Source organism: Pseudomonas sp. JDS08PS003 (assembly GCF_045013505.1).
Classification (GTDB): Bacteria; Pseudomonadota; Gammaproteobacteria; order Pseudomonadales; family Pseudomonadaceae; genus Aquipseudomonas; species Aquipseudomonas protegens_B.
In genome coordinates this window covers 2,465,204-2,483,740 of sequence record NZ_CP120724.1, presented here as the reverse complement: position 1 = coordinate 2,483,740, position 18,537 = coordinate 2,465,204, and the positions used below count along the sequence as shown (strand labels likewise).

Annotated in this window: 23 protein-coding genes; all 23 read right to left on the bottom strand. The window is 59.2% G+C overall.

The features are described from left to right. The 23 genes from P7C00_RS11520 to P7C00_RS11410 all read right to left on the bottom strand — a co-directional run bounded on the left by P7C00_RS11520 (position 1) and on the right by P7C00_RS11410 (position 18,536). A complete protein-coding gene (locus P7C00_RS11520; RefSeq protein WP_404939044.1) occupies positions 1-576 on the bottom strand; it encodes a tail assembly protein in 576 nt (191 codons plus the stop codon). 9 nt (positions 577-585) lie between these two features. Continuing rightward, a complete protein-coding gene (locus tag P7C00_RS11515; RefSeq protein WP_404939042.1) occupies positions 586-1,350 on the bottom strand; it encodes a C40 family peptidase in 765 nt (254 codons plus the stop codon). A gap of 2 nt (positions 1,351-1,352) precedes the next feature. Beyond that, complete coding sequence (locus tag P7C00_RS11510) at positions 1,353-2,036, bottom strand: phage minor tail protein L (protein WP_404939040.1); 684 nt, start codon at positions 2,034-2,036, stop codon at positions 1,353-1,355. Positions 2,037-2,457: 421 nt separating this feature from the next. Further along, complete coding sequence (locus P7C00_RS11505) at positions 2,458-3,678, bottom strand: hypothetical protein (RefSeq protein WP_404939038.1); 1,221 nt, start codon at positions 3,676-3,678, stop codon at positions 2,458-2,460. Continuing rightward, positions 3,675-4,013 (bottom strand): phage tail protein, encoded by a 339-nt coding sequence (locus P7C00_RS11500; protein WP_404939036.1) that lies wholly within the window; start codon positions 4,011-4,013, stop codon positions 3,675-3,677. Before P7C00_RS11500 ends, P7C00_RS11505 begins: the two co-directional genes overlap by 4 nt. 45 nt (positions 4,014-4,058) lie before the next feature. Beyond that, positions 4,059-7,307 (bottom strand): phage tail tape measure protein, encoded by a 3,249-nt coding sequence (locus P7C00_RS11495; protein ID WP_404939034.1) that lies wholly within the window; start codon positions 7,305-7,307, stop codon positions 4,059-4,061. Then, positions 7,304-7,555 carry a DUF1799 domain-containing protein gene (locus P7C00_RS11490; protein ID WP_053152048.1) on the bottom strand — a complete coding sequence of 84 codons (252 nt, stop codon included), beginning with the start codon at positions 7,553-7,555 and terminating at the stop codon, positions 7,304-7,306. The genes P7C00_RS11495 and P7C00_RS11490 overlap by 4 nt, the downstream gene beginning before the upstream one ends. A 65-nt stretch (positions 7,556-7,620) precedes the next feature. Next, positions 7,621-8,001 carry a phage tail assembly chaperone gene (locus P7C00_RS11485; RefSeq protein WP_404939032.1) on the bottom strand — a complete coding sequence of 127 codons (381 nt, stop codon included), beginning with the start codon at positions 7,999-8,001 and terminating at the stop codon, positions 7,621-7,623. A 3-nt stretch (positions 8,002-8,004) separates the two neighbouring features. Then, positions 8,005-8,658, bottom strand: coding sequence for a phage tail protein (locus P7C00_RS11480; protein WP_404939030.1), 654 nt, complete (start codon positions 8,656-8,658; stop codon positions 8,005-8,007). 73 nt (positions 8,659-8,731) lie between these two features. After that, positions 8,732-9,148, bottom strand: a complete 417-nt coding sequence (locus tag P7C00_RS11475) for a phage tail terminator-like protein (RefSeq protein WP_404939028.1) — start codon at positions 9,146-9,148, stop codon at positions 8,732-8,734. Continuing rightward, positions 9,145-9,801 (bottom strand): hypothetical protein, encoded by a 657-nt coding sequence (locus P7C00_RS11470; protein WP_404939026.1) that lies wholly within the window; start codon positions 9,799-9,801, stop codon positions 9,145-9,147. Before P7C00_RS11470 ends, P7C00_RS11475 begins: the two co-directional genes overlap by 4 nt. A 92-nt stretch (positions 9,802-9,893) precedes the next feature. Continuing rightward, complete coding sequence (locus P7C00_RS11465) at positions 9,894-10,205, bottom strand: hypothetical protein (RefSeq protein ID WP_404939024.1); 312 nt, start codon at positions 10,203-10,205, stop codon at positions 9,894-9,896. A gap of 159 nt (positions 10,206-10,364) precedes the next feature. Next, positions 10,365-10,733 (bottom strand): hypothetical protein, encoded by a 369-nt coding sequence (locus P7C00_RS11460; RefSeq protein ID WP_404939022.1) that lies wholly within the window; start codon positions 10,731-10,733, stop codon positions 10,365-10,367. Positions 10,734-10,778: 45 nt separating this feature from the next. Beyond that, on the bottom strand, positions 10,779-10,970 hold the full coding sequence (locus P7C00_RS11455) for a hypothetical protein (protein WP_404939020.1): 192 nt from the start codon (positions 10,968-10,970) through the stop codon (positions 10,779-10,781). A 38-nt stretch (positions 10,971-11,008) separates the two neighbouring features. After that, positions 11,009-11,512 carry a DnaT-like ssDNA-binding protein gene (locus tag P7C00_RS11450; protein WP_404939018.1) on the bottom strand — a complete coding sequence of 168 codons (504 nt, stop codon included), beginning with the start codon at positions 11,510-11,512 and terminating at the stop codon, positions 11,009-11,011. A gap of 3 nt (positions 11,513-11,515) precedes the next feature. Next, on the bottom strand, positions 11,516-11,824 hold the full coding sequence (locus P7C00_RS11445) for a hypothetical protein (RefSeq protein WP_404939016.1): 309 nt from the start codon (positions 11,822-11,824) through the stop codon (positions 11,516-11,518). Positions 11,825-11,875: 51 nt separating this feature from the next. After that, positions 11,876-12,823: a major capsid protein gene (locus P7C00_RS11440; RefSeq protein ID WP_404939014.1), complete on the bottom strand. Its 948-nt coding sequence runs from the start codon at positions 12,821-12,823 to the stop codon at positions 11,876-11,878. Between the two features lie 11 nt (positions 12,824-12,834). Next, positions 12,835-13,551: a hypothetical protein gene (locus tag P7C00_RS11435; RefSeq protein WP_404939012.1), complete on the bottom strand. Its 717-nt coding sequence runs from the start codon at positions 13,549-13,551 to the stop codon at positions 12,835-12,837. Positions 13,552-13,662: 111 nt separating this feature from the next. Further along, positions 13,663-14,184: a hypothetical protein gene (locus P7C00_RS11430; RefSeq protein ID WP_404939010.1), complete on the bottom strand. Its 522-nt coding sequence runs from the start codon at positions 14,182-14,184 to the stop codon at positions 13,663-13,665. Between the two features lie 82 nt (positions 14,185-14,266). Next, entirely contained in the window at positions 14,267-15,352 is a 1,086-nt protein-coding gene (locus tag P7C00_RS11425) for a minor capsid protein (protein ID WP_404939008.1), read from the bottom strand. Then, entirely contained in the window at positions 15,327-16,790 is a 1,464-nt protein-coding gene (locus tag P7C00_RS11420) for a DUF4055 domain-containing protein (RefSeq protein WP_404939006.1), read from the bottom strand. The genes P7C00_RS11425 and P7C00_RS11420 overlap by 26 nt, the downstream gene beginning before the upstream one ends. After that, positions 16,787-18,088, bottom strand: coding sequence for a terminase large subunit domain-containing protein (locus tag P7C00_RS11415; protein ID WP_404939004.1), 1,302 nt, complete (start codon positions 18,086-18,088; stop codon positions 16,787-16,789). The genes P7C00_RS11420 and P7C00_RS11415 overlap by 4 nt, the downstream gene beginning before the upstream one ends. Beyond that, positions 18,075-18,536: a DUF2280 domain-containing protein gene (locus P7C00_RS11410; protein ID WP_404939002.1), complete on the bottom strand. Its 462-nt coding sequence runs from the start codon at positions 18,534-18,536 to the stop codon at positions 18,075-18,077. Before P7C00_RS11410 ends, P7C00_RS11415 begins: the two co-directional genes overlap by 14 nt. Between the last annotated feature and the right edge of the window lies 1 nt (position 18,537).

The following is an 18,537-nucleotide window of genomic DNA, read 5'->3' as shown; positions in this document are numbered from 1 at the left end:
TTACATCTGGTCTTCGGAATAGATCCCGGCGCTTATCACCGCACTGCCGACGATCATCCGGCCATAAAGCAGCGGGACAGGGTTGCCCTGGACGCTGGTGTTTACGGCTCCGTTGAAGCTGTAGCTGGGTCGGTTGTTGGGGGTGTCTTGGGTGCCCAGGCCTTTAGCTTGCGGGCTCAGCATCTGGATCACGCCGCCGGCAACCATGGCGACACCTGCTGCAAGGGTTGTTCCGCCAGTAAAATAGGATGCGGCTATCAACACTACTCCAACAATCGTTTGCAGCAGGCCGGCGCGCTTCGAACCAGTGATCACCGGCACAACCCGGATCACATCACGACCGGTTGGCTTCGCCAGGTCATCCTCAGAAAGGTTCTCTTTGCCGTTGAAGATCGCGTAGCGCAGCCCCTTGCTGGAGCTTTCGGCCATGTGTTTCTCGAATCCTGGGAACTGCTTGAAATACCCGATGATGTCGCGCCAGCCACCGCGGGTAATCATTCTATGCCGGCGGCCAAATAGCCGTGCCAAGGAACCGGAAAGCAGCACTGTCTGCATCTTTTCAGCTGATTGAGCCATTGCTCTTCCTCATTGTTTTGCGTGCCGCCAGTAGCTGACCGTAACTTCGCGCCAGTAGCCGCCGTAGGTGTCCCGCTTGCTGTCTCGGTTGTAGAGGTGGTGCAGGATCGACCCGGGCGCTGGGAAGTGCTGAGGCTCGGACTTCAGCACACCGTCGGCCAGGTATACCCCGGCGTGGTTCGGCACCTTCGACCGGATCTGCATCAGCACGATGTCGCCATGCTGCGGCACAATGACCTGCGTGAAGCCAGCCGCCGGCAGGTTCTCCAGGTACAGGTTTCCGCCCTTCTCCCACCATCCGTCCTCCCGTTCGTACTGGCCCAGATCGATGCCCATTTCGCGACAGTAGAAGTCGAGGATGATGCTCAGGCAGTCGTGCACGCCGTGGGCGAACTTGCGGCCAATCAGCGGGGCCTGGTAGCCCTCCGGCGCGAAGCTGCACAGCTCGCCGGGGCGCATGACGTCATCATCACCTTTCCTGACTTCAAGGATGTGCCAGGGAAGCCCGGAGGCCTCGCATGAGACGCGATCTGCTTCACTGGGTGCTGCCGGGTGGTCTGGGTGGCTATGCACGACCGCCAGCACCTGGCCGCGGTCCTCGGCAGCGACGAAGTCCGCGGGCGCGAGGCGGAAATGCTCGCTGGGTGTCGAGGCCGTGTTGCGGCAAGGCACATAGACCTCCTTGCGCCCCTCGCGAATCACCAGGCCGCAGCACTCACGTGGATACTCGGCAAGTGCATGCCGCTCGATGGCGGCGCGGGTGGACTTGTTCATAATCAGCTCCGAAGCAGGCCGGCGGCCGGGAATGAGCCGTAAGGCAGAGGGTTGTTCTCACCAAAGCGCAGTTTGCAGCTGCTCAGGCGGCCGCCGCATCTGTCCTTGGAGGCGTCGGTGACGATGATGTCGTTCTCATCGGCCACGGGCCCACCGTTGTAGCCGCAGTAGGGCCCGCGGTAGCCGCCGCAACTGAGCCACCAGCAGACGTTGGCGACGATCTGCCGGCGCGGCAGCTGGACGCCGGCGAAGTCCAGGGCAGAGGCCAGTTCGAACTGCACCGTCTCGTTGTTCTCGGCTGCCTTGCGCTCGACATACCAGATGTCCGGCGGCAGCTCTTCGTCGGGGTCGGCTTCGGGCTGGCCATCCAGGTACTTGCCCAACGTCCGGTGCCGAATCAGCTTCGCCCCGACCAGATCCTCGAAGTACAACACCAGGGCGGTGATGAACCCGCCGACGTTGCCAACGGACAGGGTCGGCATCGGTTGGGCGCCCTGCCCTGTCATTTCGAAGCCCTCGGCCTTGATTGGCCACGGCGAGTACTCCTCGCCCTGCCAGTAGATCGACGACTGCTGCGGGTAGCCGTGAAAGCGATAAAGCTCGGCGCCCAGAGCAGTAGCGTCGAGCTCGAAAAGCTCCACCCACGCGCCAGGCTCCAGAGTCTGGATATCGGCCGTAATTGGCATCGTGTTTCCTCAGGCAAAAAAAATCCCGCTCGATGGCGGGTTACGGTGGTTCAGGTGGGTCGCTTCGGCCGCTTGGTGATTTCTGGGTAATCGCCCTTTCCTGAGCTCCAGTTCCGCACCAGGCCGCGATACCGAAGCCACTGCGAGCGAACCCCGGGCAACAAGTCTTCCGGAGCGGCATTTGCCTCAGCCTCTTCGAGGGCGTCAAGTTGATCAGCAATTACAAGCAGCTCATCTTCTCGCCAAGCGTCTTCAACGCGCCGAAGCTTGCTAGGGCTTACCCCCCACCCTGGGAACAACCAAGGCTGGTCAGCGCTCTCGGGATACTCCTCACCGATTCCGACGAGTGTCGAATCATCAGGAACCAATGGCTCCTCCCAGGTACCGACGTAGGAACCGTTCAAAGTCACGTATGTGCAATTCATGCCAAAAGCTCCAGATATATCTCCCAGTTTGCAGCCGTAAAAAACGTCGTAGTCCCCGATGCTTTTTGCAGCATGATGAAGCTCCCGGCGCCCATCCGCACGGTTGCCGTTGATGAGGTACAAACTACCGATAAACCTGTACTACCTCCGCTGTCGGTACCCATTGCAGGGTAAGGAAGTTTGTCGCCAACTGAATAACCTATTTCAGCGGTCTTACACCGCATCCAAGCCTCAACAACTGCAACCTCCTTGCCCAAGTTGTGGGTCCATACGGACTGCCCACCTGCCACAAACTGTTGAGGTGTTGAGGTATATCTTTTAGTTAAAGGTGCCGTTGAGGTGTCCTGCTTCGCGGCCAACGCCGCGTTTAGGTCAGCCTGACTGGATAAGGTCCCGGTGATGCTGCCCCAGGTACTGCCCGTGGCCTGGGCGATCCAAGTCCCAAGACTGCTCAGTACACGCACTGCAGCGCCTGCTGGTGGAGCAGGGACAAGACCACTGGTGCCTGGAGTGGATGCTGTAGCCCCTGTCATGATTGCTGTGTAAAAGGATGCAAGCTGGCCGTCGAGCTTGTCAGAGTCCACTGCTTTCTCGTTCTTACCCAGCTTGGCGTTGAGCTGGCCCTGTAACTTGGCAAAGGCCTGCAGCACCGTGTCGGTTGCAAGGATTGCCGCGTTGACCAACGATCCAAGACCGGCAAGGGTCACGGCTCGAACTCTGGCCGCGGTGAAGTATTGATTTGTCGATCCTTCCGGGACTTGATCCGTCGAGCCCGGAGAGGACGGGATCAACACATACGCTGAGCCGCTCCACCGGTACTGACGAGTAGGATTAGTCGGGCTGTCGCCATCATTGATCGCAATGTAGATCTTCCCTGTCTCGCCCGCCGCAGGGAAATCGACCCGCGCCGGAAACTCCAACACATCATCAACGAAGCTTGGCAACTGAGAAGCGGGCACAACACCACTGACCAGTTGAGCGACAGATATCCCGAGCGCAGTGCCTGGAACCGCGGCGTCAGCCTTCGATTTGGCAGCTTCTGCGGCGGCGTGTGCCGCAGCAGCATCCAAAACGCCCTGCTCAGCTTTCTCCTGGGCGGCAGCCGTGCGGGTATCCAGCTCCGCGAAGTTGTCGTTGATGATCTGACCGCCCGAGCGCAGGTCCTGGCCGTTGCCATCGTTGGGCGCCCCGCCGATGTTGATGGGATCGATGCTCATGGGTGGAATGCCTGTTCGAATGTTGCGGTCAGGGTGTAGGCATCGCCCCCCATGGCCTTGGGTTGATACTCAGAGCATCGGTAGAGCATTTGATCGCCCAGCGGGTCGACCCAGAAAAACGGCGTTGCACCGGCATGTCGGTCGAGAAACGCCATGATCTCCTTGATGCGCGCCTTCTGGCCCGTGAACGTCAAAGGCCAGGACTGCGAGCGATTGTTGATTCCGTCCTGGGCCCGCTGCTCATAGCCGTCGCCAAACTTGGCCGACTTGGTGCGGAACGCAATGGTGGCCGCCGGATCGTTGTTCGGCTTCCAGGTGAAGGTTTCAGTTGCCATATTTTCTCCAGGCATAAAAAAGCCCGCCGAAGCGGGCAACGCCAATCAACCACGCCCCCTGATGGCCATGTAGATCTGGCCTCCTGGCCGGAGGTCCTTCGCGATCTGTTCCTGGGCGCCCTGCTTGGCGGACTTGGCATAGGCCTGGGCCAGAACCTGGCCGTCCGCTTCGCTGGCCCCGCCACTCCCTTCAGGGATGTTAAGGGTCTGCTGAATCACGATCTGGTTATTGCTCGAGCTTGAATCACCGCCCAACGCTCGAATACCCAACTGGCCGCCGGAGGTCCTGGCCAGCGGCACAATCGCCTCGGGGCCCGCCTCGCCCATCACTCCAGTGTGGCCGCCAGCCATCCCGAAGGCAGTTGGCTTGCTGACCACGCTGTTCGTGAAGGCGCCGCCATTGGCGAACATCTGCACGCCGGCGCCCCAGGCACCGCCGTTGGCCTGATAGCTGGAGAAGTCGACCCCGGTATACCCGGCCTGCGTTGAGCCGGCCGAAGCCGCCCCACCGCCGAAGTACGATGCGGCAGCAGAGGCGGCCATGCCGAACAACGAGCTGAGCGCCGCGGAACTGGCCTGGCGAGTAGCGATCCGGGCCATGTCTGCGAGGATCGACTTCGTGAAGTCAGCAAACGACGACTTCCCGGTCATCGCGAACTGCACAATCGCGTCTTCCATCGAGCCGTAGGCGTTGGTGAACAGGCTTTTGGTCTGGCCGGCAACATCCCGTGCTGACTCCAGGTAGTTCTGCCAAGCCGAAGATGCTCCATTCCTCCAGTCACCCTGCGCAGCCGTCATGTCGTCGTAGTTGCTGACCACTGTGTCGTGCAGTTTCTGCTGGGTGGCCTCCAGCGCCTGCAACTTCTGCGTGTACTCGTCGAGGCTCATGCTTCGGGAGCCATCGCCGTACTGGTTGGCCAGGTCCAGCTTCTGCTGATTGATGCGGTCGTCGATCGCGTTCTGCTGGTTGGTCAGGTCGCGCTGGCGGTCACCCTGGCCAAGTCCCGCGGCAGCGCGCATGCCCTGCTCGCGCAGAGTGTCGACTTGCTGCTGCAAGGCGCTGGTGTAGGTCTTGACCGCCAGTTCCTGCTTCTTCAGCCGGCCCTCTTCGTTCTTGGCCAGCACGCTCAGCTCGGTATCAGCGTCCTGCTGGGCCTTGACCATGGCGGCGCGGGCGTCGGCGATCTTCTGGTCCAGCTGGATGCGCTGGGCAGCGGAGGTGCTGGCCTTACCCTTAGCGGCCTCAAGTGCTGCAATCTCCGCCTCATAGGCCGCCGTGACCTCGTCCCGCTCATTGCCGATCATGGCCTCACGCTTGAGCAGGTAATCGGCCTGGGACACCAGCCCCGCCTTCTGCGCTGCGTCCAGTTCCTTCTGGGCGTTTTTGTACTCGGACAGGATGCCGGTGAGGTTGTTTTTCGAGTTGTTGAAGGCCGTCAGGTCCACCGCGCCGGCGGCGGTCTTCGTGTCCTTATACTTGCTGTTAATCGCCGCTTTTTGACCATCAACACTTTCCTTGGTCAAGCGACTATTAGTCGGATCAGACACCCGGAGAGCTGCGAGCTCTTTTTCCAGATCCTCCAGCTCATCCTTGCGTTTGTCTGCTTTAGATCTTGTGGCCTTCTTTCTCGCGTCAAGCTTATCAATCGCCTTCTGGCCGGCCTCCATGATCGCGTTACGCTCTTTCTGCCTCTTCGCGTAATCGGTCTCTGCTGCGTCCTTTACTTCCAATCCCTTGATGTAATCGCGGAGACTTTGTTTTCCCTTCTCGCCAATGTAGACAGGGTCCTCGCCCGGTATTCTCTCGCTGCCACCTCGAGTTTCAAGGCGCTCAAGAGCCTCCTTTGCAGTTTGAATCCGCTCCGCGTTGGATTGGCTACGCCCTGCGTTCTTCAGATTGTCCGCAGCCTTTGCGACCAGGTTGTAACCCTTCTCCCAGAGACTGAGGTTCTCCAGAATCTTGGGCGTCCGGTCGTTGATCGCATCCGCATACTGATCGGTGGCCAGCTTTACCGCCTCCGCATGTCGCCCCTGTTCTTCGAGAGCAACGATCTGCGAATAAACCGACGTAGTCAGATAGTGATATTGCTCATTGAGCGCAGCAGAAGCCTTAACGGGCTCATCAGCCAACTTCACAAACTCGGCGATCGTCTCGCCCACCGCTTTGCCTGTTGCCTCCTGCATCGACACAGCGGCCTGGGTGATCCCCAGAAAGCTCTCTCCGGCGATCTTGCCGTTACCCGCCAGGGTGGTCAGAACCTCCGCAGCCTGTCCCGTAGTCCCGACCGTATCGCTGACCTGCTTGGCCATAACACCAAGCTGGGAGGCGGTAAGCCCAGCCGATCCGCCTGTTAAGATCAATGACTTATTGAAGGCATCCTGCTCTTCGCTGCCCTTGTAATAGGCATAGGCAAGAGCACCGATTGCGGCAGTTACAAGAGCGATAGGTGCAGCTAGCGCGAGAAAGCTCACGGCGCTGGCACCAGCTCCAGCACCGAGCTGCGCAACCGCACGAACACCACTGCCCCAATCCCCAGACTGCAGGGCGTTTGTCAGCTGCATGACGTTTTCTTGAGCCTGGCGGGTGCCGAGCTTCAGCTTGTCGAATGCGCCCTCTGTAGCAGTGATGCCGGCCCGATCCTTGCCGACCTTGGCCAGGGCCTCGCTGTAGCGTTCCGCGTTGATTGCGCCAAGACGGAAAGCTTCATGCGCCGCCTTCTCCTGCGCCTCCAACTTGGCCAGCTTCACATTCAGAGGATCGATGCTGTTGACCGTGCGCTTCAGTGCCTCGATCTGCCGGTTCTCGGCGTCGATCAGACGTTGCTTCTGCGCCGTCTCCTTGGCTTCGGCTTTCTCGATCTTGTCGAAGGATTTGCCGAGACGCTCCTGATAGGCCTCTTGCTGCTCAATGGTGACCAGGCCGCCCTTGCGGGCTCGCTCAAGCAATCCCTCCGCCTGGACCAGCTTCTCCATGCTGTCGATATTGCCGGTCATCGCCCTGTCGAGCTGGCTGATGATTGCGATTTCGCTGGCGGCGCTTGTCCCGGCCTTGCGGCTCGCATCGACCTGGCGCTCCTTCGCATTGGTCGCTTTATCGATGCCCTGGGCGGCCTCCGCCTCCGCCTGGCTGATCTTCTTGCCGGTGTTGGCCAGGCCCTCCCCAGCCTTGCCAAGGTCGTCGACGGCCTTCTCTGCCCCTTCGGCCGCGTCGACCAATTTATCCAGGTCATCGGCAGCCTTGACCGCCTGAGACGACTCAACCGCAATGCCAAGCGAAGCGAAGGTAGTGCTCATTTGTTGTCTCTCTGTTCAGCCATTACGGCCAGGGCCTCAGCCTCCATCTGCCGGATGTCACTGAAAATGCTTTGCCTGGAGCCAGCCGGCACACCACACATTCGGATGACGCTCGGCAGGACGCCGTAGTCCAGGCCGGTAGCGCCGCACGCACCGACCCGCCACTGAGTGCTCATCGCCTCGAAAACGGTGAAGGCCGGCCAGTTGTCCGGCCACACCTCGCAGTCCTGGCCGGTAAGATCACCCACCAGAAAGCCAAAGGTCTTCAGCTCTTCAGCCGAAGGCCCTTGCTCATAGAGTGCGCGCGCGGCGCTTAGGAGTTTCCCAGGCGGGCCTGGTTGAACGCCTCGGAATAGGCTGCCAATACCGCGCTGGGTATCGAGACGATCGAGGTGACCAGAATGCGAACATTCTGGTCGTTGAACTCTTCTTCGAAGTCCCAGCCGGCCACCACAGCCTTCACCTGATCCACCTGCAGGTCGATCTGGGCGGCGGTGAAGGCTTTCAGGTCCATCTCGTCAGCCTTCAACCCCAAGGCCTTGTGGCGCTCGCCCCACTCAGCGTAGAGCTCGGCCAGACCGGTCCGGTCCAGGTACTTGAACTCAAACCCCACCTTCACCGGCTCGCCGCCCAACTGCGTGATCAGCACGTCGGCGTTGAAGGTTGGATTCTGGATCAGTGAGAACTTGGCCATGGGTTACACCGAGGTCAGATAGCGGGCTGGCTCGGACTGCAGCGCCAGGTTGACGGTGCGGGTCAGCAGGTTGTTACGGGACACCGCCGGCTGCTTGGAGAACGAGGTGTAAGCCCCGTAAAGCAGAGTGTCATTGCCTGGAAGATCGAGGCGCGCAGCATGTACCTGCTTGCCGGCATCGGCCGACATCAGGACAGCGTTGAACGGCTGGGCCGGGTCATCGGCGATGGTCAGAACCATGCTGGCGGCCGACTTGTCGGTCGGAATCTGCTTTCCTTGGTCGTTCTCGAGGAACACCACATCCAGATAGTTCTGCTCACCGCCGGAGAAGGCCAGGTCAGTTACTTGCGGAATCAGCACCCAGGTCAGCACCTTCTTCATGGTGCCCGAACCATTGCCAGCCGGGTAAATCTGGATATCAGTGGTGTCGATACCCTCCAACGTAATTGCAGTAGCCGTTGCCGCTTTCACGCGGACGACCTTGCTGTCCAGCTTGCTCCAACCGGAGGTGAGCAGCACGATGTCTCCAGCGTCCAGATCGGCGCCGACAACGGTGGCCACAGCCTCACTTGCGTTGGAGATGGCAGTGAATGCCAGCGGAGCCTCGTAGGTGGCGGCGTGTTTAAAAGTGCCGCCGTTAGGAATTTTGTATCCCATTGGGTGTTTCCTCTTTGCAGAAATGACAAAACCCGCTCAATGGCGGGTCTGTGGGGTTGCCCGATGGGCGGAATTAGTTGGTGTCAGCGCGGTACTGGAAGGACACGGGCACGGTGTAGGTCGTGTCTCCCTGAATGCCTGAGCCCTGGTCTGGTGGCGTCATGGTGATCACCGTCAGGCCGGCCTTCTCGTTCCGTTCATACAGCGGAAACAGCGCGCCGATCTCATCAGCGAGGCCGCCGGCCGGACCGCGGTACTTGCCCGATGGCGCCACTACGCTGGCCTGGAAGACACCGGTGTACAGCCGGTGGTCGCCGCCCAGGGTGTTGCTCGTCGTGTCAGCCGGCAGGGTGTAGGTCCTAATGTGGGTCTCTCCGTCCTTCGGCGTGTAGGCCTCGTTCTCGACGACCACCTTCAGCGGCGGAACCCTAGCTTTCGCCCAGGCGATAACCCGGGCCTGATAGATCGTGGCGATAACGTTATGGCTCATACCTGGTTGTTCCTGATGGCTTCGTCGACGATCTGCTGGAACCTGGCGAGCGTGATCCGGACCATGCCGCCGGGGGCCTGCTTGGAATGCCCGTATTCAAGCGGAACGGCATAAGGCAGGTTGTTCACGATGTAGGCAGTCTGGCCGGCGGTCAGCTGTCCGACCTGCAATCGCAGCTTGGCCAGCGTCACGCCGCCTGCCGGGTCGACCTGATCCAGCACGCCTTCAGCCGGTGTATCGATCGAGAACTGCCAATTCCCCCGGAAGCGGCCGCCGACATAGTCCTTCCCGGCGACCAGGCCGTTTACGTTGAAGTTCTGGTCGCGCTCGGTCTTGGTCAGAGGCTTGGCGTACTTCACGCCGCGGCGCAGATTGCCGGCCTTGGTGAAGTTGTTTTCGTCCAGGTTGATCAGTGTGTTGCGCACCGAGACCTTGAAGTCGTAGTCGTCGGCTGCCCGCGTGTTGGCCGCACGGTGCGCCACGTTGGCGGCCCAGATCTCCGGATTACCCACCGGAGACATGCGAATCACGCTGCTGCCGATCTCGATCACGATCTCGCGAAAGATGGCGTCAATGCCGGCCTGGGCCTGCTCGGCGAACTGGCGGATGTTCTCGGCGAAATTGCCGCTCCGGCCCGCGTAACGCGAAGACATGGCTGAACTCCTCCCTGATCATCAGGCGTAAAAAAGCCCGCTTGGAGGCGGGCTTTCGAATAGTGGAGGTCATCGCATAAGAGAATAGTGACTCAGTACTCACCTAAGGCCTTCGCCGCCTCAAGGTCCTGGTCGACGCATGCTTTCACCATACTGTAACCGTACTTACGCATCTGCTTCATGCAGCGTGCAACGGTCTTCTTATGCTCATCTGGGATTTGCTTAAGGCCAGCGACCGCTTCTAGATCTTGGTCAACGCAGGCTTTCACCATCACTGATCCGTACTTATCCATCTGTGACTTGCAGCGATCAATGATCTCTTTTTTGACATCAGTGTCTGCATGTGCAGCAACTGAAAAGAAAACAGCCGCACCAACAGCAAATACAATACCGCGCATATCCATATACTTTACTCACAGCCGGAAGATAAAGGCACAACGCTATTACGGCATCGAGTCGTTGTCCACCCATCAATACAGGTAGTGCGAAAGCCACCTTTCGAAGCCTACGCCTTACAAGAAACTCCAGGGCTTATCTTAACTGCCGTCGTCATTCGGGTCGGTTCATGACCGCACCTGCAGCTCGTACAGAATAGGCGTACCGGCTGGGTTGATCTCTTTCAGCGGCGGAACGATGGACCAGGTGCGCCCCTGGATGATGACCTTGTTGAGCAGATCAGGCGCCCACGCCAGCCCTTGGGCTGCGACCTTGAACTTTTTGTCGCCCTGCTTGATGAGGCTGTTGTTCTGGAACTCCAGGCCTGTGAAGTCGAGCAGGATGCCCTGGGCGGTTTGCTCGGTGACGGTGTCAGGGCCGGCCGAGTCGGTATCAGGATCGTACTCGCCAGGCTTGATGTCGCGGATGGTTACGGGCTGGCCGAACTCTGTGATCATCTCCAGAGCCATCACGGCCATTTCGTCGTAGAAGGCCATGGTGGCTCCAGATGTGAAAAGCCCAGCGCGATGGCTGGGCTACAATTATTCGCTGTAAGCGGCGAGTCGCTCATCTTCGAGTTGTTGCTTTTTTTTCTCCCACTCTTTCAACATGCTATCCGCGTAGCTCGCCGCTGTTTTTGTTGGATTGTCATGTGAAATTGAGTTTCCTTTGGCAGTTATAACTCCGATCAATGCACTTTCAGCAAATCGAGTCCAAGCTTCTAATTTCGTCATTTTCTTGCTCCTCCGCATACAGAGGCACAACGCTACCATCAGGCTCTCACTGCAAACAACCCGCGCTTCTGTAGGTAGTCAGCAAATTGCGTGGCACTCGGCCGGTCCGGTGCCGCAGGCAACAGGCGGCCGCTTGTGTTGGGAATAGTCGCGTACTCGCGAGTAACCGCACCCTCTACCCGCTCCAGCGTCACCGCGCCTTTGCGCTTCTCGATCGGGTCGATATCGTCCTGATGGATCTCCGCAGCCAAGGCCATCTGGCCGTACTGGATCCGCGCCGGCAGGTAGTTATTTGGCTTGATCTCCTGATCCAGCAGCACTTCCCGGCGCGGCCAGGCCAGAGCCTGCTCGCTACTGCTCTTGCGCCCTTTCCAGGTCATGCCATCCATGGCCAGGGCGGCCCGTCGCAGCAAGGCCTCTTGCGCTGGCACCTCCGCAGGGATGGCTAGGCCGAATTTCACGGCGTACATGGCCAGGTCCTCGGCGGATGCGTAGCTTTCGGCGTCAGACTTCCCGGTGCCATCCTCGACTATGAGTGCCATAAATCAGCTCGCTGGAATGAGTTTCACAATTTCGGCCTTCGGGGCCTTCGGATCGAACTCGATGCCCTGGGCGGTGAGCCAATCACGCAGATCTGCTACGCCCATTTTAGCCGGGTCAGTTTCAGCAGCACCGCCGGGCTCGACGACATCCACCTCGATCTGGACGGCCTTATAGGCCTCAACCACGACCGACCAATCCCCCACAACAGTGACCTTGGTCACACCGGATTCTGGCTTATCGAAGTACTGCGGGTTGCGATAGCGCTTATCGGGATCGAAGTCCGTTGTTTGCGCAGAGTAAGTCAATTCCATGGGTATCTCCAAAGCGGCTCATGGCGAACCGCTTGCTGAGGAAGGCGCTGATTAAGGCGCGGACAGGTCGATCAGAACGCCGGCGGTGACCTTGTCGCTGGTGGCGTATTTGGTCCAGTTGGCACCCGCGCCGATCGCGGCCAGGTTCGGGTTCACCCCACCGGTGGCGTCCTTCCAGCTGTAGCCAAGCAGGTCCAGGTTGAAGGTGCCCTCAGCGCGGAAGCCCATCGCCAAGTTCTCCTGGGTGTTGATGGGGTACGAACGGAAGCCCGGGGCCTGCGACTCAGTGATTTTGATTGCCCCAGCCTGCAGGCCGAAGATGGCTTCGGTCGGGATGGTGTCCGATACCAGAACGGGCTTGCCCATGGTGCCGGGCTGGCCACCGTAGATAACCACGCCGGCTTCTTCGTAGACCTTCTCAGTGATGGCTTGGTCCACCATGTCGAAGTAGGTGGCCGAGTCCATGGTCCACAACGCAATGCGACCGAAGCGGTCGCCGAACTTGCGCATGCCCTTGGTCAGCGCCTTCTTGCCGTCAGTGGCGAAACTGGCCTTGGTGACCATATTGGGGTTGGCACCGATGGCAGCCTTCAGCGCGGCCATGGCGTACTGGATGTAGCCCTCCAACACCGCGTCGGCGTAGTCCTGGCCCACCAGCTCGGAGAACTCTTCAGGCGAGCGTGCGCGGCGCTTGAAGGCTTCTTCGGTGGTTTCGTAAGGACCATACTTGAACGGCACCTTCACACCGACCATTTCGCCGGAGCCGATCTTCTGACCAGCCACAGCAGCGGTCGAGTTGACATCACGGTGAGCGATAGAGCCGCCGAGCTTGTAGAAGGCGCGCTTGCGCAGGTCGCCTTCGATCAGTTCGTTGTCCAGCACCAGGGCGCCGTTGGAAGAGGCGTTGAAGATGTCGATCACATCCTGGATGCGCTCCAGGTAAGCGGTTTGGGCAAGATCGTTGTAGACGATCATGTCCGAGGTGACGGTAGTCGCCATGGGTTACTCCATTATTTGGGCAGTTTCAGGTAGGCGTCCTGGCCGTTTGCAGTGATGAACTCACGCTTGGCGACAGAGGACATTTCGGAACGTTTCAGAGCGGCCCCACCGCCATTTCCAGCACCGCCGGCCCCGCCGCCTGATGCCTTGCTACCTGCGATCAGAGGACCGAACGCAGGGTCTTTCGTGAATTCATTCTTCAGCTCTTCCAGCGTGGTTGCGGAGAGCTTGCCGGCTTGGTCCAGCACTACGACGGTTGGCTTGCCATCACGCTGCTCGACGCTCAGGCGGCGCTCGATGTGCGGCAACAGGGCTTTTGCGCTGCCCGGGATTGCCAGGGCAGATGCGATATCAGTAGCGGTGCGGCCAACAGTCAGTTCCCGGATCTGAGTGGTCAGCGTCGTGCGCTCCTGCTCCAGGGTGCCGTTTAGCTCGGCTTCACGACGGTTGAATTTTTCGATCCACGACTTTTCGAGTTCTTCGACGTTGCCGGACTTGCGGGCGGCTTCTTCGCGCTCGGTGCGGGCCAGTTCTTCTGCCTCGCGCGCTTTCTTCTCGGCCAGCTTCTTCTCGCCGAGCAGCTCATCAACCTTGGCCTTCAGCCCGGATACATCTTCTTGTTGCGGCAGGCCTTCAATGCCGAGTACGAACTTGCCGTCCTTCTCGGTGTAAAGAGCGCGCACGGATTCATCGACACCATCAAGGCTGTCCAGTTGGAATTTCAGCATTTATTGTCTCCCAGAGACTTTAGTGCAGACCCTGTCTGCGGACAAAAAAAACCCGCTTTACGCGGGCTTAATTAAAACGCTCAATAAACTTAAAAATCTTAACCTCGCAACTTAACAACCATATATATCGACGATTTTTATATGCTCCAAACCATATGGCGGCGAAAACGTAAAATCTCCGAGAAGAGAAAACACATCGTTATAAGGAAACTCAACATTCCTTTTAAGGAAAAATGCGATCCATTGATCGTGAGTGCCGTGCTCACATCCAGAAAAAAACTCAAACAGCTGTGAGACCTCATGCTTATTCATGTCTCGCTTCACCAAATCAAAAGCTTTGTCCAGCTGCGGATATAGTGAAAAACATATCGAATCAAATTTTTTCAGCAGCTCTCCCCAAGTAAAACAATTTACAGCTACCGAGCGCAACGAATTAGAGTCGCGAATAATACGAATAGCCTCAAGGAACTTACCTGTTTTTTTCGCACTCAACAAACCACCAACTTCCAAATCCCTTAGTAGTTTTTTCACTTTAATCGAACAACGGGATTCTACCCCTAAAGCCGAGAAACCTCTCGAATTATGATATTCACTTAAAGCGCGAATCAAATCAGGAGAAAAAAAATTAATCATTTGTTTAGCCTTACAACCCATTACATTAAGGCAAACCTAAAACAATAGATCCCTTATTGCAATTACAAAATTCCAGAGAGTCTTATAAGCCTGCCTGTTCGAACGCGAGCGGTTCAATTGCGCGCATCTGAACAAGTGTCAGAGGCTTGAAGTTGCGATCAAGCTGCAGCTCTGAGAATCGTTCGATACTCAGGCCACCTTCGCGGAAAAGCTTGGCGCGGACGGGGCCGATGGCCTTGTCCTGAAATGCTGCTGGCTGCTGCTTGAGCCAGTCGTAATAACTGAGCTCTGCCCTCACCTGCTGCGCGCCGCTGTCACCGATGGATGCCCGGGTGGCATCCTTGGCGAACAGAGCGCTGAAGCGTGTAACTGCCACCACCGTCGAACGACAGTTGATGTGGATCGGCGGCCTGGGTCCTTCAGTCAGCTTGAACCGATGCTTGTCGAGCGTTCGGCACTGGCTGGTGGTCTTTGAATCCAAGGTGCTGACCCACTCCACGGCCTGGACGACGTCGGGGTTCTCTTTCAGCGTCTCCATGCGCGCCTGGGTGGCGACGTGCTGCACTGCCGTCCGCACAATGGCACCAGCGTTGCGGTTGGTCGTGGCCAAGATGCCGTCGTTGTAGTTGAGTGCTTTGGTACCGCGGATGTTCTTGATGATCTGGAAGTTGGTCTGGCCTTCGAAGAAGCCCTGCCGGATCGCGCCTGTGAGGCGCTGCCGCTCGGTGGCAGTGAAACCATCAATGAACGACTTCAGCAGCTGGCCGCCGTCCACGCCGCGCACACTGAGCGGATTGGAGAGGATCGCCGTCCTGATCGCTGCAGCGCCTGGGACAGCAGCCTCAAAGGACACACCCACCGGTGTCGCCCGGGTCAGGCTGGTAGCCTCGAACTGCGCCTCATAGTTGGCGATGTCGACCAGGTCCAGGTTCAGCTTCTCGCTGTACCGGTCAAAGATGCCCAGCAACAGGCTGTCGACCTCCTGCAGCAGCACCTCAAGGCGCCGAGCGGTGTACTCAGTGAGGTCTGCGCGGGCCAGGCGGTCGCGGATCGACCTGTCGATCTCCTTGAGGAAGGGGCCGAACTTCTCGACCTCTCCCGACTTCAGTTGCTCGAGGAAGACAGCGTGCCGGATGGTGGCATCAAGGATTGCCTGGTTTGCCGCCATTGCCATCGCCTCCAGTCAGGTCGTCCAGTTGCGGGCCCGCATAAGCCGTCTGAAGTTCATCCCGGATTTCATCGTCAGTCTTCTCCGGATCAATGACGCCGCGGTCGCGCAGGTACTGCCAGAAGTCAGCCTCAGGCAGCCGGCCACCCTGCACAGCGTTGAACAATGCAGCAAGAATCGCGGGGTCGAGGCTGATCTGAGTGAAGTCCTGGTTCAGCTTGTAGAGCGATTCGCCGGCCACGTTGAGGAACTCGCCCATCCATTCCAGGCACTGCGAATAGGCCTCGCTGACGTTGCTCACGATCAAGGACAGCACGCTGTGCTCGGCGGCGCTGTCGTTGTCGGCCTGGGTGGCTGTCTTTACTGCGCTACCACGCTCGATCAACCTGGCGCCGAGGGCGATTAACTGATCCTCCTTGGCGTCCATGGCTTCCTTGATCATAGTGTTGGCCTGGGCCTGGAGAATGCCGGCGGTTCCGTTCTGGGGCAGCGGCAGAATGGCCCGTGAACCGAAGTAGATCCCCTTCTCTTCCAGCATCTTCACCCACTGCTCATCAAGGCCAGCCATGTATACCTGGGGCTGGCCCATCAGGTAAGCCGCATCCTCATAGTCGGCACTGTTGCGGTAATGCCCGATGTTGATCTCGGCCATGTCGTACAGTGGAGAGTCGTCGATGCTCGCGTCATTGTTCTCGCTTCCCAGGAACTGGAAAGGGATCACCCTCCACCGCTGGCCTGCGCCGTTCAACGGGGTAAAAGGGGCGATGACCATGGAGGTCTGACCCGAGCCCTCCTCCCACACCTCCTGGGTGTAGTTTCCTTCTGCATCCAGACGCAACACGCGATACTGGGTTACCTGCTTGCTGCCGAAGCCATCATCGGTGTCGACATCGACCTTTTCCTCCAGAACCACCAGGCTCAGAAGATGCTGGCCGCCCACCTTGCGAGTCTTCCAGTTCTTGATCGCTTCCGTCGGGTAGCTGCTGATCGTCGAACGGACCCGGCCAGACGCCATATCGGCAACACTCACGGCCTGACCATCAACTTGCGGGTAGTCCACCAGCAGCCCGTGACGCCCTACCTCAAGCAGGTGCCCAATCACCGACTGGGACTGCTGGTAGATGCTCACGCCCTGGCCGTCGACATCCTTGGCCACGTAGTCGAGCGCGCCCGGAACCGTCAGCGTCGGCCAGGTACGAAATACAGCACCCACCAGGCTGTGCTTGGTCCGGCCGGTGGCGTTGTAGAACACGGCCCGCTGTTTGTAGCCGTCGTAGCGCTCCCGGTTCTCCCTGCTCGTATCATGAGCATTGGGGCGCGGCAGGTATCGCTCGCCGGCAGCCTTGATAGTTTCTGAGCCCTTGCAGACGTCGCGCACCAAGCGCCAGCGGTTTCTCGCCGCGTCGTACTCGGGGCGGGTGAAAGTGACGTCTGTCATCGGGCAAATCCCATATTCAGCGAGGTGACCGGTTTCACGATCGGGAACTCTTTGTGGATGAAGTAGCCGCCGGCGTCGTTGGCGTGGTCATTTCCTTGTGACTTGTCGGGCTCGCCATTGGGCGCCCATACCTGCTGCTCCAGGCCGTCGGCGTAGGTCGGGCAGGTAAACGGGTTCACCAGGTAACGCCGCTCGCACTGCGCATTGCAGAACATGGCGTTCATGGCGTTGATACGATCCTTGACTGGCGGGTTGGCCGCCGGCGCGATGACCGAGAAGCCGGCCTGCTTGAGCATGGCGATGTCCGTCATGCTGGCGTTGACCGACTTGCGCGAGTCGCCCGAAGCGTCCGGGTAGATCCTGATCTCGCACGTCTTCTTGAAGTCGTTGCCGTCGTGCTGCCAGTAGCGCTCCTTGATGCGGCGGATCATGTCCGGCGTGTCGTAGCCATCGATCAGCTCATCGACCGCCCTGGGCAGCCCCTGGTCGCGTTTGACGTGAGTGATCGCCGCCATCTTGCCGACGTTGAAGTCCATCCCGATAAACAGCGGCTCGCCAGCCTGGACCGTGTCGAAGCACTGGTTCAGCTTCCGGTCGTAGGCGTGGTAGATCGACCCAGACGTCAGGTTGACGAACTGGCCGTTCAGGTAGGCCCTGATCAGTTGCTCGGGGTATGACTCCATCAGCGACGGGATGTAGTCGTCGGGCAGGTTCAGCTCGTTGTCGAAGGTGCTGGCCTGGACCAGGCCATACATCTCCTTGAGCGCCGGCTTGTCGCGCAGTTGCTTCACGAACTGCTGGAAGACGAACTTGAAGCCCTCAGGCGTCGTGGTGACGTCTACCCCGTTCTTCAGGCCCGGCAGGTTGTAGCGCATACGGGCAATGATCTTGCGCCAGGCCTGCTGAGCCTTGATCGACGTCAGCACGTCCAGCTCATCCACCAGGGCGTGGCCGATCTTGAAGCCGACGATGGTCTGGGGCTTCTCCATCGACCGACAGATCACAGTGCCACGGCATTGCCGGCCGCTGTAGATATGAACCTCATGGTTCGCCTGGTTGATCTTGGTCTTCAGCCCCCAGTCGTAGGCCACTTCATCCATGGTCGGATAGAAGATGTCCCGGATCTGCGGATAGGTTGGCGCGAAGTAGCCAGCGTTGACGCCGGGCCACTCCATAAAGTGTTTGCTCAGCGCGGAGCAGCCTACCCAGGTCTTACCCGAGCCAAAGCCGGCAACGAAGGCGCGGAACTTGTGGGGCAGCGTGAGAAACTGAGCCTGGGGAATGTTAAGGCTCGGCATTCGGTTTCCTCGCATCCACCACATCGACCTGGATGCGGGTCGGGATCTGCGGCTCGTCGTCCGGCTCTTCCTTGCGGGCCCGGTTGACGTACATATCGCCGCACTCCTTGGCGGCCTGCTCGTAAAGCTGGGCCGTCAGGGCCAGGTTGCGCATGTTCTCGGCCTTCTCGGCCATCCGGGCCAAGCCGCGGAGGCGAAACGCGCGGTTGGCGATCGGGATATCTGCTGTCTCTTCGCGGAATCGCTTTCGGGTGTCGTGAAAGAGGGTCTGCCACTTTTTGGCCAGATCACGCCCGGCGCGCTTTGTCGGATCGTGTGCCTCGCACTGCTGGCGTGTCAGCTCAAGGCCGAACTCTTCTCGGACAGCTGTTGCAACTTGCGACGGAGTATCGAAGCACGCCAAGGCCTGAACGATGAAGCTCTTCACCTCGTTGTTCAGGGCTGCCATA